The following is a 14,728-nucleotide window of genomic DNA, read 5'->3' on the forward strand; positions in this document are numbered from 1 at the left end:
CGTCATGTGGCGTCGTGGAAGATGATGCCTAGGGTATGCCTTTTTCCACTGTGCAGGCGACTGACGCCGTGGCGCATGGTCACCCGATAATCACCGCGCACGCCTTTGACCGGACGCTGGTTGACGGCAAAGATCAGCGCATCTCCTTTCTTCAGATCCAGTACGTGCGGCCGCGACTGCATGCGCGGGCGTTGCTCGGTGAGAACGAATTCTCCACCCGTGAAGTCTTGCCCGGGTTCTGACAGAAGAATCGCCACTTGCAGCGGAAAAACCGATTCACCGTACAGATCCTGGTGCAGGCAGTTGTAGTCCTGCGCGCCGTACTGCAATAGGAGAGGCGTCGGGCGGGTCTGACCGGCGGCATGGCAGCGCTGAAGAAATTCGGCGTGATCCGACGCAAAGCGCTCGGGCAGGTTCATGCGTTCGTACCAGCGATTGGCCAATGCAACGAGGTGTGGATACAGCGCGCCGCGCAGGCGTTCGACCGGTGTCGGAAGAGGGTAGCGAAAGTACTTGTACTCGCCGCGACCGAAACCGTGGCGGGCCATGATGACCTGCGAACGAAACGGTTCGGTCTGCGGATACAGCGCACTCAAGTGATCACAGGTTTCGGCTTGCAGCAGCGAACGGATGATCGCGCAGCCGTCCTGATCCAGTTGCCGCTCAAGGCTTGCCCAGTCGAGCGAATCCAGCCGGGAAGGTGACATCGACATACTGACTCCTAGACTCATGGTCGAAGAACGTCAGTCTGGGCAGGGCCTTGCGGCAGAACACTCCGGCGCTTGCGGTCAAACTCCTTCGTTGCTTAAAGCGCTTTGCTGACGGCGATGTCGCTGATCTCGTCTTCCTGGCCATGAAGCTTGGCCAGTTCAACCTTGGCTTCTTCTTCAGTGCCGTTTACCAGCTGCGCGAACTCGAAGCGGCGTTCACCGTTGAGTTTGTACTTGATGACGTATTTGGTCGTTTGGGCCACGGTCATGCATTCCTTCCTGGTTGAACGGCGTGTCTCAGCTGAGTTTGGTGCTGGAGCGACGGATGATCTTGATCGAGTGAGTCAGCGTCGGCTTGCGCGTCACGCTGATCGGACGGCGGTTGACGGTGTCGATGGTGATGTTCCAGAAACCGGTGCTTGGCGCGGTGATACGGGCCGGAAAGGTGTCGAAGGCGCCGCCGTGATAGGTGTGACGGCCGCCATTCTTGAAGCTGCGGAAGTTGGCGTCGTTCATCAGACGGATGTTGCACATTTGCGAGCATTGAATGACGACGATGTCGTCTTCGTTGAGGTGTTCGCGCTGGTGAATGAATTTCATGGGCGCCTCCAGAAGGGCTTTTTCTACAAAATCAAAACGATAGCTTGTCGATTGGGCGCAGTTTATCAGCCCGCACGGGTTATTATCTGGCCGTCGGGCGTTGGTTTGACAATTTTGAACAGATATTCGCAATCGGATGCGGGTTAAATGCAGAAGACACCGGAGAAAAACGGCATTTGTGCTGTCGGACGGTCTTTAACGGAGGTTTTGTATGAAGTGGGGTGTGGTGTGTCTGCCGTTGGTTCTGGCTGTGAGTGGTTGCGCGAGTGTTTCCGAAATCAATGAAACGCTGCCGACCATGAGCGTAATCTCCGGCAAGAAACCCCATGAATATGCCCAATGTCTGGCCGAAAAGCTGGCAGACAGCCGTGGCGCGCTGCAAATGCAGCCGCACAAGGATGGGGTTCGGGTGATCGTGCCAGGGAAACTTTCCACCGGCGCGGCGGCAGTGTTTGATATCGAAGATCGCTCGGGTGGCAGCAGCATCAAGCTGCATGAGCGCATGTCGAATGTGCCGGTTCGTCCGCGTGATGTGCAACGCGCCGCCAATGCGTGTATTTCCGGCTGATAGACTGATCGTCATCAGCACCAATGCCGTCGCAGCGATGCTGTGACGGCATTTTTATTTCTGGAGTCGCGATGAAGCGAGAGCAAGTACGGGAGCGCCATGCAGAGGGCCTTATCTCTGCCACCCATGTCATCCAGAACCCGGCGAATCCGGGGGAGTGGATCGTGTTTTTCAAGAAGAGCGCCGGACGCAGTTATTTCCTGGTGGACGATAACGATGAAGTCGAGTCGTTCGGTCGCCTCGACGATCTGATCGAAGTCGTGCGCGGACTCGGTATCAAATTCGCCGAAATTCACATGTAAGGTTTACTTGCAGACGACGACTACGCTGCGATTCTTGTAGTTGCCGACATCGACGCCAAGGGTTTTGTCGCTTTCTTTGGGCTGAGGCGTGCCGTCTGTGCCAACGATGCGATAACCGGTGCCTGCGCAGGACGCATCAGCTTTTTCATAGCAGCTCGCCCAGGAGTTGGCTTCGCCGGAGCAATCGATGGCCAGGCCCTGTTCGCCGTTTTTCAGGTAAGTAGGCTGAGACGTGGCACAGCCGGCCAGTGCCAATACCGCAATCAGTGGCAGCAATTTTTTCATGGTCATGTTCATGGTCTTCAGCGAGGGGGACTAGACGCTGTGACAGCGCCGATGGGAAAAGGTTATAGCGTTTGGCCACTTGTTTGTAAGTGGGCACAAAAAAGCCCTGCTCAAGGGCAGGGCTCGGGCGTATCGCAGCTGATCAGTCTTGATCTTTGCCACGGCGTTTCGCCGATGCCGGCGTGTCCGTGAACACGGAAGCTACATCGGTCGCCATTTGTTCGCTGTCGAAAGGCCCGGCGATGTGTTCGCCATTGGTGGTGGTCAGCGTCCACTTGCCGTCTTTCTTGTCGATCACATACCCATTGATGATTTTTACCGCGGCCATCTATCTGTCTCGTTCGCTGGTTCAAAGGCGCCATGATACCGGCAAATGCTCGCATTGGGGGATGATCAGCGTATGGTGATCCGGTTTGTCGACCGCTTTGAGCTACGCTGATCTGGTTGCGCCAGGATGTCGATGGAACTATCGGCGAGAATATTTCTCTATGTTGGCATCGGTTAGCCAGTGCGGGGCATTGTAAGGTGCACGCCGCCTGATTAGACTGCGCCGAAACTCGTACACACAGCCCTTTCAAGGACTTATATGATCAAGAAATGCTTGTTCCCAGCAGCCGGTTACGGTACTCGCTTCCTGCCAGCGACTAAAGCCATGCCTAAAGAAATGCTGCCGGTGGTAAACAAGCCACTGATCCAGTACGGCGTTGAAGAAGCTCTGGATGCTGGCCTGACGGAAATCTCCATCGTCACCGGTCGTGGCAAGCGTGCTCTGGAAGACCACTTCGACATCAGCTACGAGCTGGAAAACCAGATCAAAGGCACCGACAAAGAGAAATACCTGGTCGGCATCCGCAAACTGCTCGACGAGTGCTCGTTCTCTTACACCCGTCAGACCGAAATGAAAGGTCTGGGCCACGCGATCCTGACCGGTCGCCCGCTGATCGGTGACGAACCGTTCGCCGTGGTGCTGGCGGACGACCTGTGCGTCAACCTCGAAGGCGACGGCGTACTGACCCAGATGGTCAAACTGTACAAGCAGTTCCGCTGCTCGATCATCGCTATTCAGGAAGTCGATCCGCAGGAAACCAGCAAGTACGGCGTGATCGCCGGCGAGATGATCCGCGACGACATCTACCGCGTGCACAGCATGGTCGAGAAGCCAAAGCCGGAAGACGCGCCGTCGAACCTGGCGATCATCGGTCGTTATATTCTGACCCCGGACATCTTCGACCTGATCGAACAAACCGAGCCAGGCAAGGGCGGCGAAATCCAGATCACCGACGCCCTCATGAAACAAGCCCAGAACGGCTGCGTCATGGCCTACAAGTTCAAAGGCAAGCGTTTCGACTGCGGTGGCGCTGAAGGCTACATCGAAGCGACCAACTTCTGCTTCGAGAACTTCTACAAGACTGGCAAGGCTTACTAAGAGCGCTTGATTGGTTTGTAAGAAAAACCCGCTTCGGCGGGTTTTTTCATTTTACGCCCCCCATATGATTGGCAGCGCTTGCCCAATGGGTGGCTGCAGGTATGCTGATCCCCTGCCGAGGAGATAGAAATGGCCTACGATTTTGACCTTTATGTGATTGGTGCCGGTTCCGGCGGTGTGCGCGCTGCGCGTTTTGCGGCCGGTTTCGGTGCGAAAGTGGCGGTGGCGGAGAGCCGTTATCTGGGCGGGACCTGCGTCAATGTCGGCTGCGTGCCGAAAAAACTGCTGGTGTACGGCGCGCATTTCGCCGAAGACTTCGAGCAGGCGTCCGGTTTTGGCTGGAGCCTGGGTGAGGCAAATTTCGACTGGGCGACCCTGATCGCCAACAAGGATCGCGAGATCAATCGCCTCAACGGCATTTATCGCAATCTGCTGGTCAACAGCGGCGTGACCTTGCATGAAGCGCACGCGAAGATCGTTGGCCCGCATGAAGTCGAAGTGAATGGCGAGCGTTTTACAGCGAAGAACATTCTGATCGCTACCGGTGGCTGGCCGCAGATTCCGGAAATTCCGGGGCGCGAGCACGCGATCGGTTCCAATGAAGCGTTCTTCCTGAAAGAGCTGCCAAAGCGTGTGCTGGTGGTTGGCGGCGGTTACATCGCGGTCGAATTCGCCGGAATTTTCCACGGCCTCGGTGCGAACACCACGCTGCTGTATCGCGGCGATCTGTTCCTGCGCGGTTTTGACGGTTCGGTGCGCAAGCATTTGCAGGAAGAGCTGACCAAGCGTGGTCTGGATCTGCAATTCAACGCCGACATCGCGCGTATCGACAAGCAGGCTGACGGCAGCTTGAAAGCTACCCTCAAGGATGGCCGTGTGCTGGAAGCGGATTGCGTGTTCTACGCCACGGGCCGGCGTCCGATGCTCGATAATCTGGGCCTGGAAAACACCGATGTGCAGCTCACCGACAAGGGTTTCATTAAAGTCGACGAGCAATATCAGACCAGCGAGCCTTCAATTCTGGCGCTGGGCGATGTTATCGGCCGGGTGCAACTGACGCCGGTGGCGCTGGCCGAAGGCATGGCAGTGGCGCGGCGTTTGTTCAAGCCTGAGCAATACCGTCCGGTGGATTACAAGATGATCCCGACGGCGGTATTCAGTTTGCCGAACATCGGCACGGTCGGTTTGACCGAAGAGGAAGCGCGCGAGGCCGGCCACGATGTGGTGATCTTCGAAAGCCGTTTCCGCCCGATGAAGCTGACCCTGACCGAGTGCCAGGAAAAGACCCTGATGAAGCTGGTGGTCGACGCCAAGACCGACAAAGTCCTCGGCTGCCACATGGTCGGTCCGGACGCTGGCGAGATCGTTCAGGGTCTGGCGATTGCGTTGAAGGCTGGCGCAACCAAGCGTGACTTCGACGACACGATCGGGGTGCACCCGACGGCCGCCGAAGAATTCGTCACCATGCGTACGCCGGTCGGCGCTTAAGCGTCCTTCGGTTTGGCCGAGTCTGGCGCTGCCGCAACGGTAGTCGCCAGACGCTGGCTTTCTTCCAGGCTTGCTTGAGCCTTGTTCAATTCTTTTTCCAGTGACTGGTTGAGTAGCGTCTGCTCCTCAATGCTCTGTTTGAGTGTCTGGCTTTCCAGTGTGGCAACGCGCAAACGTTCCTGGAGGAGGGTGCGCTCACTGTCGACGCGGGTCGCTTGTTCGAGCAGTTGATCCTGACGCTGATTGCTTTGTTTGAGTTGATCCTGCATCAGGCTCAGTTCGCGTTGGGTGCCACGGTTCTCGGTAAGCAGGCGCTCGTTGTCGCGGTGCAGTTGCGTAATCTCGTCCTGACGAACCAGTGCGCTTTGCTGCGCCTGACGCAATTCCGCCTGAATCTGCTGCACTTGTGCTTCGTGACGGCTCTGTTCCTGCTCGCGCTGCTCTTTGCTGGCGTTGCGGTAGTGCTCCAGTGCGTCACGGGCGTGCAGGTGTTTTTCTTCCAGTGAGCGGATCTGCTCGTCTTTGTCCTGCAAGCGCAATTCAAAGTCGGCCAATGCCTGATTCAGGCCGGCGTTACGCGTTTGTTCGGTCTGCAGCATTGAACGGGTGTTGTTCAGGGCTTCGGACTCGCGCTCCAGCGCTGCGCCTTGAATGTCGTGCTCCTGTTCGAGCTTTTCCAGTGCCTGGCGCGTTTGTTTCAGCTCCGACTCCAGTGCTTCGCGCTGCTCTTCAAACTGCTCGCGGGCCTGCTCGATGGGCTCTTGCGCCTGCTCTTTGAGGCGTTGCGCGAGGCGCGAGACAAGGGCGGACAACTCATCATCGATCGGCTCTGCCGAAGCCTCAATCGGCTGCGCGCCGTCATCCAGTTCTTTCAGGTAACGATGGATCGTGGTTTTCGAGCCGGTGTTGCCCATTTCAATGCGTACAGCATCGATGCTCGGGTGTTCGCCACGAGCGAGGATCGCGGTGCGCGCGATCTGCACCAGGGCTTTGGTAATGCCGCCACGGGCCATGTGAACTCCTACGGTTACGTACTGTGGTACATGCCACTAAAGTACGTAGTGTACCACCTCAAAAATAAAGATAAATCTTTGATAATAAAGACACGGGATATACTGGTATTACCCAGTGTCAGACGGCAAAATGCTCATCCCCATCCTTGTATCAGTACACCAGCGAGAAAACAGCCCAATGAGCGATCTGGATCGCTATCTGCAAGCCGCCACCCGCGATAACACCCGCCGCAGCTATCGCGCGGCCATCGAGCATTTCGAAGTGAAGTGGGGCGGGTTCTTGCCGGCCACAGCCGATAGCGTCGCGCGGTATCTGGTGGCGCACGCCGAAGAGCTGTCGATCAATACGTTGAAGCTGCGTCTGTCGGCGCTGGCGCAATGGCACAACAGCCAAGGGTTTGCCGATCCGACCAAGGCGCCGGTGGTGCGCAAAGTCTTCAAAGGCATACGTGCGTTGCACCCGGCGCAGGAGAAACAGGCCGAGCCGTTGCAATTACAGGATCTGCAGCGCGTCATCGATTGGCTTGAGCATGAAGTACAAACCGCGAGAGAACAGCAGGACCGCCCGTTACTCCTCAAGGCTTACCGTGATCGCGCATTGATTCTGCTGGGGTTCTGGCGCGGCTTTCGCAGCGATGAATTGTGTCGTTTGCAGATCGAACACGTGCAGGCACACGCAGGCAAAGGCATCACCTTGTATTTGCCGCGCAGCAAGGGCGATCGGGAAAACCTCGGGCAGACCTATCAAGCCCCGGCGCTGCTCAAGCTCTGTCCGGTGCAGGCCTATATCGACTGGATCACCGAAGCGGCGCTGGTGCGTGGCCCGGTTTTCCGCAGCATCGACCGCTGGGGCAATCTGAACGAGGAGGGGCTGCACGCCAACAGCATCATCCCGCTGCTGCGCCAGGCTTTGCAGCGCGCCGGCATTGCTGCCGAAAACTACACCAGCCATTCCCTGCGTCGAGGCTTCGCAACCTGGGCCCATCAAAGCGGCTGGGATCTGAAATCCCTGATGAGTTACGTCGGCTGGAAGGATATGAAGTCCGCAATGCGCTATGTTGAAGCCAGCCCATTCCAGGGGATGGCTCGGATTACGGATAACCCGGCTTCGTCGTAGATATCGTTTTCTTCTATTAATACAGTCGGCTAATAGCGAAAACAAATCAGCAGCATCAGGTTTGCCAATGAGCCATCCGTCGAGTGAGTGGGTAGGATTCACCCATCGAATTCACAACCACTGACGGAGAGTCATCAATGCCTATCATCAACAGCCAAGTAAAACCGTTCAAAGCTACCGCGTTCAAAAACGGCGACTTCGTTCAAGTCTCGGACGCTGACCTGAAAGGCAAGTGGTCGGTCGTGTTCTTCTACCCAGCCGACTTCACCTTCGTTTGCCCAACCGAGCTGGAAGACCTGGCTGACAACTACGCTGCCTTCCAGAAACTCGGCGTAGAGATCTACAGCGTTTCCACCGACACACACTTTGCCCACGCTGCCTGGCACAACACTTCGCCAGCCATCGGCAAAATCGAATACACCATGATCGGCGACCCGACCCACGCCATCTCCCGCAACTTCGACGTGCTGATCGAAGAAGTTGGCCTGGCTGACCGTGGCACCTTCGTGATCAACCCTGAAGGCCAGATCAAAATCGTTGAACTGAACGATGGCGGCGTTGGCCGTGACGCTTCCGAGCTGCTGCGCAAGATCAAGGCTGCTCAGTACGTTGCTGCTCACCCAGGCGAAGTTTGCCCAGCCAAGTGGAAAGAAGGCGAGGCCACTCTGGCGCCGTCCCTGGACCTGGTCGGCAAGATCTAAGTCTGTGACACGCAACTCAGGGCGGTACGCCGCACCTTCTTAAGTACGCTGCACCGCCCAATAAAAATGCCCGGGCGAGATTCGCTCGGGCTTTTTTTTGCCTCAAATAAAGGAAATCGCCCGTATGTTGGACGCCAATCTTAAAGCCCAGTTGAAATCGTACCTGGAACGGGTCACCCAGCCGATCGAGATCGTTGCTTCCCTCGACGACGGTGCGAAATCCCGTGAAATGCTGGAACTGCTGAAAGATGTTGCCAGTCTTTCGAGCCAAATTACCTTGATCGACAGCGGTGACGATGCTCGCAAGCCATCGTTCTCGATCAACCGCCCGGGCGCCGACATCAGTCTGCGTTTCGCCGGCATCCCGATGGGTCACGAATTCACTTCGCTGGTACTGGCCTTGCTGCAAGTCGGCGGCCACCCATCAAAAGCCAGTGTTGAAGTGATCGAGCAGATCCGCGCGCTGAAAGGCGAGTTCAGCTTCGAGACGTACTTCTCGCTGTCCTGCCAGAACTGCCCGGACGTGGTCCAGGCGCTGAACCTGATGGCAGTGCTTAACCCGAATATCCGCCACGTCGCTATCGACGGTGCGTTGTTCCAGGACGAAGTCAACGATCGCAAGATCATGGCCGTGCCGAGCATCTACCTCAATGGTGAAAACTTCGGTCAGGGCCGCATGGGTCTGGAGGAGATTCTCGCCAAACTCGACACCGGCGCCATCGAACGTCAGGCCGAGAAAATCAGCGCCAAGGACGCCTTTGATGTGCTGGTTGTCGGCGGTGGCCCGGCCGGTGCGTCGGCAGCGATTTACGCTGCACGTAAAGGCATTCGCACTGGCGTCGCCGCTGAACGTTTTGGCGGTCAGGTGCTCGACACCATGGCCATCGAGAACTTCATTTCCGTGCAGGAAACCGAAGGCCCGAAACTGGCCACGGCGCTGGAAGAACACGTCAAACAGTACGACGTCGACATCATGAACCTGCAACGTGCTGACAAACTGATCCCGGGCAAGAATGGCCAACTGCATGAAGTCCGTTTCGCCAGCGGCGCGACCCTGAAAGCCAAAAGCGTGATTCTGGCGACTGGCGCGCGCTGGCGCGAGATGAACGTGCCGGGTGAGCAGGAATACCGCAACAAAGGCGTGGCGTACTGCCCGCACTGCGATGGTCCGCTGTTCAAAGGCAAGCGTGTCGCGGTCATCGGCGGCGGTAACTCCGGCGTTGAAGCGGCCATCGATCTGGCCGGTATTGTGTCGCACGTGACGCTGTTGGAGTTCGACGTACAACTACGCGCTGACGCCGTACTGCAACGCAAGCTGCACAGCCTGCCGAACGTCACCGTGATCACCAGTGCGCAAACCACGGAAGTCACCGGCAATGGCGAGAAGGTCAATGGCCTGCGTTACAAGGATCGCAACACTGATGAGCTGCGCACTGTCGAGCTGGAAGGGATTTTCGTGCAGATCGGTTTGCTGCCGAACACTGACTGGCTGAAGGGCACCATCGAGCTGTCGCCGCGTGGCGAGATCATTGTCGATAACCGTGGTGAAACATCGATCCCGGGTATCTTCGCTGCGGGCGACGTGACCACTGTGCCGTACAAGCAGATCGTGATTGCGGTGGGTGAGGGCGCAAAGGCTTCGTTGAGTGCATTTGATCACTTGATCCGCACGTCGGCGCCGGCTTGAACGTCCGGCCAGAAATGAAAAAACCCGTGAGCGATCACGGGTTTTTTTATTGTGCGTCAAAAGCGGCCCCTCACCCCAGCCCTCTCCCGAAGGAGAGGGAGCCGACCGAGGTGTCTGGCGTTTTCCATCGACCTGAAAGCGCCAGTCGATTATGGATTCAACGCCAATCGTTCAAGTCGGCGTATCTCTCCAATATCCCCCAATCAGTTCCCTCTCCCTCTGGGAGAGGGTTAGGGTGAGGGGCTTTTCAGCCTTTACAGCGGCGCTGGCTGAATGATCTCGACCCAGTAACCATCCGGATCCTTGATGAACGCCAGGCTTTTCATGCGACCATCGGTCAGGCGCTTCTGGAAGTCGCAGCCCAGCTCTTCAAAACGTGCACACGCTGCAACGATATCCGGCACCGAAATGCAGATATGGCCAAAACCACGCGGGTCAGTGTTGCCATTGTGATAGGCGAAATCCGCGTCGTTCTCGGTGCCATGGTTATGGGTCAGTTCGAGGATGCCCGGAATGGACTTCATCCATTCGGTGCGAGCAGCTGCGTCGGCCGGAATCTGCGATTGATCGACCAGCGCAAGGAAGTACAGGCTGAACTCGGCTTCCGGGAAGTCACGCTTTTCAACCAGCGAGAAACCCAGTACGCGGGTGTAGAAGTCCAGAGATTGGGTGATGTCTTTGACACGCAACATGGTGTGGTTGAAGACGAAGTTGCGGGTTGCGCTGTCTGGGGTAGCGGTGACGCCGGGGAAAGTGTTGAGTTCGTGCAGGCTCATGGGCCCTCCAATAACTATGGGCGAGTGAATGGGCGCAATGATACGCATGCCTGCCGGCATCGCCAAATGAAAGGGCAGGCTTGCCCTGCGCGTGGGCGAGGCTCAGACTTTACGGCTCAATCTGCGAGTGCGTCCGGCAATGATCCGACTGTTCAAATCCCTGTTTGTGTTTTTCGCGTGTTCTCTCGGCGCTGTCGGTGCATCAGCAAGTGAGCCGAGCATTACCTGGCCGGCCGGTTGGCAAGTCGAGGTGCTACCTGAAGCGACTGCCCGGGTTTCCCGTCAGCGTGCGGTCAAAAACGACGCTGATGGCAATCAGGTGATGGTCATGGAGTTGACCATGACGCAGGTAGAAACCGGGCATCAGGTCAACTTGCAAGGCGTGCTGCTGGAAATGCGCAAGTCGATCCAGAAGGACTTCTTCCAGAGCGGCTACCAAAGTGTCTGCAACAAAGTGCATGCGGCCACGCTGGGTACGTTATCGGCGCTGGAAACCACTTGCACGATCACCGAAAACGGGCGACATGTGTTGTCGCAAACCCTGGTCGCAGCGGTCGAGGCGGACAAGGCTTATGTGCTTTCCTATGCCGGGCAGGCTGAGGTTTATAAGGCGAGCGCCGACGAGATAGTGGCGGTGAGAAACAGCTTGAAACTTTAAGCGGCTGTACTCTCGCAGGGTGGTTAGATACCCAAAGGCATTAAGCACAAAGTTTAACGCTGACCCTGACTCGCAACATTGCGCATCAAAATGTTTGGGTATCTGGCTCAGTAACGTTACAGAAAAGTCGCAACTTGTTCGATGAAAATCATTTCATTTGTTAGATATTGTCAATAAAAAAGCCCTGCATGATGCAGGGCTTTTTTGTTGGCGCTGGATTAACCGCGCAACCAGGAATCAACGGTGGCTGCACCGTATTGTTCCTTCCACGCTTTCAGGCCGCGGTGGTTGCCGCCCTTGGTTTCGATCAGTTCACCGGTGTGCGGGTTCTGATAGACCTTGACCACGCGGGCGCGGCGGGTTTTAGGTGCTGCAGAGGTCTGCAGACCGGATTTTGCCGGGTTCGGATCGAGAATGGCGATGATCTCTTTCAGGCCTTTGCCGTAGTGTTTCATCAGCCCCTGGAGCTTTTCTTCGAATTCGATTTCTTTCTTGAGCCCGGCATCGTTCTTCAGCGATTCCAGCTGCTTGAGCTGTTCCTGAAGGGCCTTTTCAGCTGCACGAAATTCAGCGAGTCTGGACAATATCTTTACTCCAATAGTGTGTTTGGCTGATACCAACCGCAAACAAAGCTATAAGCCAAGAGCCTTGAAGCGACTCGGTGATAAATGGCTCACCTGCCAATTTTGCTCAGGTTGAAAAAATTGTAGTAGTTAATGCGCCAAGAGTAAATCCTGATGTTGTCTTCATGTAACAACAGCGGTCTTTTGTATCAATTTGGTGCGCCTGATCGGTACGCTCGTCTTAATCAGGCTTAGTTAATGGTGAGTTAATGCGCTGATGAAGTCCGCTGCCGGCATCGGTTTGCCGAACAGGTAGCCTTGCAGGAAGTTGACGTTATGCGCAGTCAGATAATCGGCTTGCGCCTGAGTTTCGACACCTTCGGCAACAATACCCAAATCAAGCTTGGCCGACAGTTCGATAATGGTGTCGAGAATGTGCCGGGACAGCGCGTCGATGCCGATCATGGCGACAAAACTCTGATCGATCTTGAGAAAGTCGACATTGAATTTGCGCAAGTAGCCAAGGCTCGAGTGCCCGGTGCCGAAGTCGTCAATCGCGATCTTCACGCCCAGTGCATGCAATTGCTCGAACAGTTGCCGGGTGATGTCGGTCGGTTCGATCAACTCGCGCTCGGTCAGCTCCAGCACCAGGCTGATGCTGTCGGGCACGAACGCGGCGAGAAACGCCCGGCAGTCCTCAACCAGTTCGAGGTCCTTGCAATGGCTCGCAGTAATATTGATGCCGATATGAAACGGCGGGGTGAAGGTTGCTGACAGCGGCCCCAGCAGCGCCGCGGTCTGTTGCATCAGGGCGCGGGTCATCGGCACGATCAGGCCTGAATGCTCGGCGAATGGAATAAACAGATCCGGGCGCACCAGCCCTTCTTTGGGGTGCGTCCAGCGCATCAAGACTTCGGCTCCCGACCATTTCTTGCTGTCGCCATGCACTACGGGCTGGAAGTAAGGAATGAACTCGCCGGCCTCGAGCGCGCGGAGCATCTCGTGGCTCGGCGACGTAGAGCGTTTTTGCAAAACATGTCCGATGGCACCGGCCACCACGCCAAAAAAGATCAACAGACTGAACAGCGGCGGATATTCATCGGCCATGTAGCGCCAGGTTTCGCCCTCGGGAAAACCGGCGGAGACACTGAACGCGTAACGCGAAGAATCCAGTGTGTGTTGTGCTATCGGCAGCGCGGGCAGGGCGCCAGTGTGTACTTTGCCGTCAGCCGACAGCCAGTTATCGCCCACTCGCAGCACCAGCAACATGTGCCGGCCGATCAGACGCAACATGTTGCTCAGGTGGTAACCGTCGAGTGTCGTCAGTGCGCCGCCGCGACCTTCGCTGAGCCGATAGACCAGCAGAGCGGTGTCGGGTGTGACCGGGTTGCCGTTCATCAGCCACAACTTGCCCTGGTTGTAGTCGCCCGCGTTGACGGCTTCCTTGAAGTCGCCAAACAACGAGCTGCAATAGAGGTTGTCGTCCCACACCAGATTGGTCGAGCGCACGAACGGGCGTCGGGTCACCTGCTCGCGCAGGGCGAGTTTGACGTTCTCGCAGGTCTGGCCGGCCAGCGGCAGCAATTCACGGGCTGCCTGGGCGGTGTTGTCGAGCATCAGCTCGAACTGGCGCAGCGCCTCTTCGGCGGTTTGCCGTGAACCTTGTTCCAGTGTGCGGCCAGCCTGCATGTAAAGAATCGCGCTGCCCAGCAGCACCGGAAGCAAACCGCTGAGCAGTGTGACGAGAATGCGTGTGCTGCGTTTGCGGCGGGGTCTGACGGTCAACGGCATGGGCGCATCCTGTCGCGGTGGAATGGAACTATCGAATGCAGGCCGGATAACGGCGCGCCGCTGAAAAAAACTTCAGCCAGAGGGGAGGATAGATGGCAGAAGGCGCTTGCGCCGCTCATCAGTGCTTCATTCGCGTCGCCAGCTCGATAAAGGCCAGAGCGGCGGGAGACGCCTGGCGCCGATCAAGAACGGCGAGCCCGACCTGACGTTGTACGGCGGGCAGCAATGGCCTCTTTACGTAGCGAGGTGTTGCCTCTTGCGGCAAAGAGCCTTCGGCGACAATCGTGATGGCGTCGCCACGGCCAACCGTGTCGAGCGTGCTGAGCAACTGCGAGCAGCGATAGCGAATGTTCGGTTGCAAACGCGCGGCCATGAACAGTCGCGACACCAGCTCCGCAGAACCCGCTTCGGTCAGGACGAACGGTACATCGCACAAATCCTTGAGGCTCAACGCGGTTCGGGCTGCCAGCACATGGCCCACCGGGAGCAGCGCAACCATCTGGTCTTCGATCAAGGCGAAGGTGTCGAAGCGCTCCTCAGGCAGCACCACGAAACCGATATCGATCCGTCGTTCTTCCAGCCACTGCGTCACTTGTCGATCCGGCCCTTCATCGATATGCACTTCGATGCCCGGATGCGCCTCGCGATATTGCCGCAGAATGTTGGGTAGCAACTTGATCGACGAAGTCGGGCCGAACGAGCCGATGCGCAAGGTGCCGCTTTTCATGCCGCGCGCATCAGCGGCTTCCTGGCGCAAGGTGTTGGCCAGCCCGAGCATGGCGCGGGCGCGCAGCAGCAATTGCTCACCGATGTCACTGAGCTCCACGGACGACTGATGCCGGCGCAGCAGTTCGACACCCAATTCCTGCTCCAGCGACTTCATCGCGTGGGACACCGCCGACTGCGAGATCCCCAGGCGATGGGCCGCGAGGGTGAAACCGCGCAGTTCGGCGACCAGCGAGAAGATTTCCAGTTGCGTGAAGGTCATGAGTGTTTGCTCATTTTACGATTATGTGGAATGAGGTGAATGATACGGCATTCCT

Annotated in this window: 18 protein-coding genes; 8 read left to right on the forward strand and 10 right to left on the reverse strand. The window is 57.1% G+C overall.

Annotation, left to right across the window (positions count from 1 at the left end):
* Nucleotides 1-2: 2 nt before the first annotated feature.
* The 3 genes from U6037_RS13095 to U6037_RS13105 form a co-directional block, all read right to left on the reverse strand.
* Nucleotides 3-713: a 2OG-Fe(II) oxygenase gene (locus U6037_RS13095; RefSeq protein WP_322847051.1), complete on the reverse strand. Its 711-nt coding sequence runs from the start codon at nt 711-713 to the stop codon at nt 3-5.
* Nucleotides 714-805: 92 nt separating this feature from the next.
* Nucleotides 806-979, reverse strand: a complete 174-nt coding sequence (locus tag U6037_RS13100) for a hypothetical protein (RefSeq protein ID WP_322847052.1) — start codon at nt 977-979, stop codon at nt 806-808.
* A gap of 28 nt (nt 980-1,007) precedes the next feature.
* The gene (locus U6037_RS13105) at nt 1,008-1,310 is read right to left on the reverse strand and encodes a DUF1883 domain-containing protein (protein ID WP_016984992.1); all 303 of its coding nucleotides are present in this window, start codon (nt 1,308-1,310) and stop codon (nt 1,008-1,010) included.
* 211 nt (nt 1,311-1,521) lie between these two features.
* On the opposite strand from U6037_RS13105, the gene U6037_RS13110 reads away from it, so the two are divergent.
* On the forward strand, nt 1,522-1,878 hold the full coding sequence (locus U6037_RS13110; protein ID WP_322847053.1) for a hypothetical protein: 357 nt from the start codon (nt 1,522-1,524) through the stop codon (nt 1,876-1,878).
* 71 nt (nt 1,879-1,949) lie between these two features.
* Entirely contained in the window at nt 1,950-2,180 is a 231-nt protein-coding gene (locus U6037_RS13115) for a hypothetical protein (RefSeq protein WP_064390226.1), read from the forward strand.
* 3 nt (nt 2,181-2,183) lie between these two features.
* On the opposite strand, the gene U6037_RS13120 is transcribed toward U6037_RS13115, so the two are convergent.
* Nucleotides 2,184-2,465 carry a hypothetical protein gene (locus U6037_RS13120; protein WP_242207173.1) on the reverse strand — a complete coding sequence of 94 codons (282 nt, stop codon included), beginning with the start codon at nt 2,463-2,465 and terminating at the stop codon, nt 2,184-2,186.
* A gap of 142 nt (nt 2,466-2,607) precedes the next feature.
* Entirely contained in the window at nt 2,608-2,793 is a 186-nt protein-coding gene (locus U6037_RS13125; RefSeq protein ID WP_007912238.1) for a hypothetical protein, read from the reverse strand.
* 258 nt (nt 2,794-3,051) lie between these two features.
* Between U6037_RS13125 and galU the strand changes: the two genes are divergently transcribed.
* Together galU and gorA are read left to right on the forward strand one after the other, a co-directional pair.
* Nucleotides 3,052-3,891, forward strand: coding sequence for a UTP--glucose-1-phosphate uridylyltransferase GalU (gene galU, locus U6037_RS13130; RefSeq protein WP_007912230.1), 840 nt, complete (start codon nt 3,052-3,054; stop codon nt 3,889-3,891).
* 129 nt (nt 3,892-4,020) lie between these two features.
* Nucleotides 4,021-5,379 carry a glutathione-disulfide reductase gene (gene gorA, locus U6037_RS13135; RefSeq protein ID WP_322847054.1) on the forward strand — a complete coding sequence of 453 codons (1,359 nt, stop codon included), beginning with the start codon at nt 4,021-4,023 and terminating at the stop codon, nt 5,377-5,379.
* Here the strand turns inward: gorA and U6037_RS13140 are convergent.
* Nucleotides 5,376-6,392: a DNA-binding protein gene (locus U6037_RS13140; protein WP_322847055.1), complete on the reverse strand. Its 1,017-nt coding sequence runs from the start codon at nt 6,390-6,392 to the stop codon at nt 5,376-5,378. The genes gorA and U6037_RS13140 overlap by 4 nt on opposite strands.
* Before the next feature lie 178 nt (nt 6,393-6,570).
* Between U6037_RS13140 and U6037_RS13145 the strand changes: the two genes are divergently transcribed.
* The 3 genes from U6037_RS13145 (at nt 6,571) to ahpF (ending at nt 9,897) form a co-directional block, all read left to right on the forward strand.
* Nucleotides 6,571-7,509 (forward strand): site-specific integrase, encoded by a 939-nt coding sequence (locus tag U6037_RS13145; RefSeq protein WP_150707106.1) that lies wholly within the window; start codon nt 6,571-6,573, stop codon nt 7,507-7,509.
* Between the two features lie 137 nt (nt 7,510-7,646).
* Complete coding sequence (gene ahpC, locus U6037_RS13150; protein WP_007912224.1) at nt 7,647-8,210, forward strand: alkyl hydroperoxide reductase subunit C; 564 nt, start codon at nt 7,647-7,649, stop codon at nt 8,208-8,210.
* 124 nt (nt 8,211-8,334) lie between these two features.
* Nucleotides 8,335-9,897 (forward strand): alkyl hydroperoxide reductase subunit F, encoded by a 1,563-nt coding sequence (gene ahpF / locus U6037_RS13155; RefSeq protein WP_322847056.1) that lies wholly within the window; start codon nt 8,335-8,337, stop codon nt 9,895-9,897.
* 254 nt (nt 9,898-10,151) lie between these two features.
* On the opposite strand, the gene gloA is transcribed toward ahpF, so the two are convergent.
* Nucleotides 10,152-10,673, reverse strand: a complete 522-nt coding sequence (gloA, locus tag U6037_RS13160; RefSeq protein WP_322847057.1) for a lactoylglutathione lyase — start codon at nt 10,671-10,673, stop codon at nt 10,152-10,154.
* Nucleotides 10,674-10,812: 139 nt separating this feature from the next.
* Here gloA and U6037_RS13165 point away from each other — a divergent pair, with 139 nt between their 5' ends.
* Entirely contained in the window at nt 10,813-11,331 is a 519-nt protein-coding gene (locus tag U6037_RS13165; protein ID WP_322847058.1) for a DUF4946 domain-containing protein, read from the forward strand.
* Between the two features lie 218 nt (nt 11,332-11,549).
* Here U6037_RS13165 and U6037_RS13170 read toward each other — a convergent pair whose 3' ends face one another.
* From U6037_RS13170 to U6037_RS13180, 3 genes are all read right to left on the reverse strand, one after another.
* Nucleotides 11,550-11,915: a histone-like nucleoid-structuring protein, MvaT/MvaU family gene (locus tag U6037_RS13170; RefSeq protein WP_127927198.1), complete on the reverse strand. Its 366-nt coding sequence runs from the start codon at nt 11,913-11,915 to the stop codon at nt 11,550-11,552.
* A 234-nt stretch (nt 11,916-12,149) separates the two neighbouring features.
* A complete protein-coding gene (locus U6037_RS13175; protein ID WP_322847059.1) occupies nt 12,150-13,685 on the reverse strand; it encodes a cyclic diguanylate phosphodiesterase in 1,536 nt (511 codons plus the stop codon).
* 118 nt (nt 13,686-13,803) lie between these two features.
* The gene (locus U6037_RS13180; protein WP_322847060.1) at nt 13,804-14,673 is read right to left on the reverse strand and encodes a LysR family transcriptional regulator; all 870 of its coding nucleotides are present in this window, start codon (nt 14,671-14,673) and stop codon (nt 13,804-13,806) included.
* Nucleotides 14,674-14,728: the final 55 nt, after the last annotated feature.

The sequence above is a fragment of the Pseudomonas sp. B33.4 genome (assembly GCF_034555375.1).
Taxonomy (GTDB): domain Bacteria; phylum Pseudomonadota; class Gammaproteobacteria; order Pseudomonadales; family Pseudomonadaceae; genus Aquipseudomonas.

Coding starts and splice junctions, on each gene's coding strand:
- U6037_RS13145 (WP_150707106.1), top strand. CDS start 6,571: ATGAGCGATCTGGATCGCTATCTGCAAGCCGCCACCCGCGATAACACC.
- U6037_RS13115 (WP_064390226.1), top strand. CDS start 1,950: ATGAAGCGAGAGCAAGTACGGGAGCGCCATGCAGAGGGCCTTATCTCT.
- U6037_RS13175 (WP_322847059.1), bottom strand. CDS start 13,685: ATGCCGTTGACCGTCAGACCCCGCCGCAAACGCAGCACACGCATTCTC.
- gloA (WP_322847057.1), bottom strand. CDS start 10,673: ATGAGCCTGCACGAACTCAACACTTTCCCCGGCGTCACCGCTACCCCA.
- U6037_RS13100 (WP_322847052.1), bottom strand. CDS start 979: ATGACCGTGGCCCAAACGACCAAATACGTCATCAAGTACAAACTCAAC.
- gorA (WP_322847054.1), top strand. CDS start 4,021: ATGGCCTACGATTTTGACCTTTATGTGATTGGTGCCGGTTCCGGCGGT.
- U6037_RS13165 (WP_322847058.1), top strand. CDS start 10,813: ATGATCCGACTGTTCAAATCCCTGTTTGTGTTTTTCGCGTGTTCTCTC.
- U6037_RS13180 (WP_322847060.1), bottom strand. CDS start 14,673: ATGACCTTCACGCAACTGGAAATCTTCTCGCTGGTCGCCGAACTGCGC.
- galU (WP_007912230.1), top strand. CDS start 3,052: ATGATCAAGAAATGCTTGTTCCCAGCAGCCGGTTACGGTACTCGCTTC.
- U6037_RS13110 (WP_322847053.1), top strand. CDS start 1,522: ATGAAGTGGGGTGTGGTGTGTCTGCCGTTGGTTCTGGCTGTGAGTGGT.
- ahpC (WP_007912224.1), top strand. CDS start 7,647: ATGCCTATCATCAACAGCCAAGTAAAACCGTTCAAAGCTACCGCGTTC.
- U6037_RS13125 (WP_007912238.1), bottom strand. CDS start 2,793: ATGGCCGCGGTAAAAATCATCAATGGGTATGTGATCGACAAGAAAGAC.
- U6037_RS13140 (WP_322847055.1), bottom strand. CDS start 6,392: ATGGCCCGTGGCGGCATTACCAAAGCCCTGGTGCAGATCGCGCGCACC.
- U6037_RS13095 (WP_322847051.1), bottom strand. CDS start 713: ATGTCGATGTCACCTTCCCGGCTGGATTCGCTCGACTGGGCAAGCCTT.
- U6037_RS13105 (WP_016984992.1), bottom strand. CDS start 1,310: ATGAAATTCATTCACCAGCGCGAACACCTCAACGAAGACGACATCGTC.
- U6037_RS13120 (WP_242207173.1), bottom strand. CDS start 2,465: ATGAAAAAATTGCTGCCACTGATTGCGGTATTGGCACTGGCCGGCTGT.
- ahpF (WP_322847056.1), top strand. CDS start 8,335: ATGTTGGACGCCAATCTTAAAGCCCAGTTGAAATCGTACCTGGAACGG.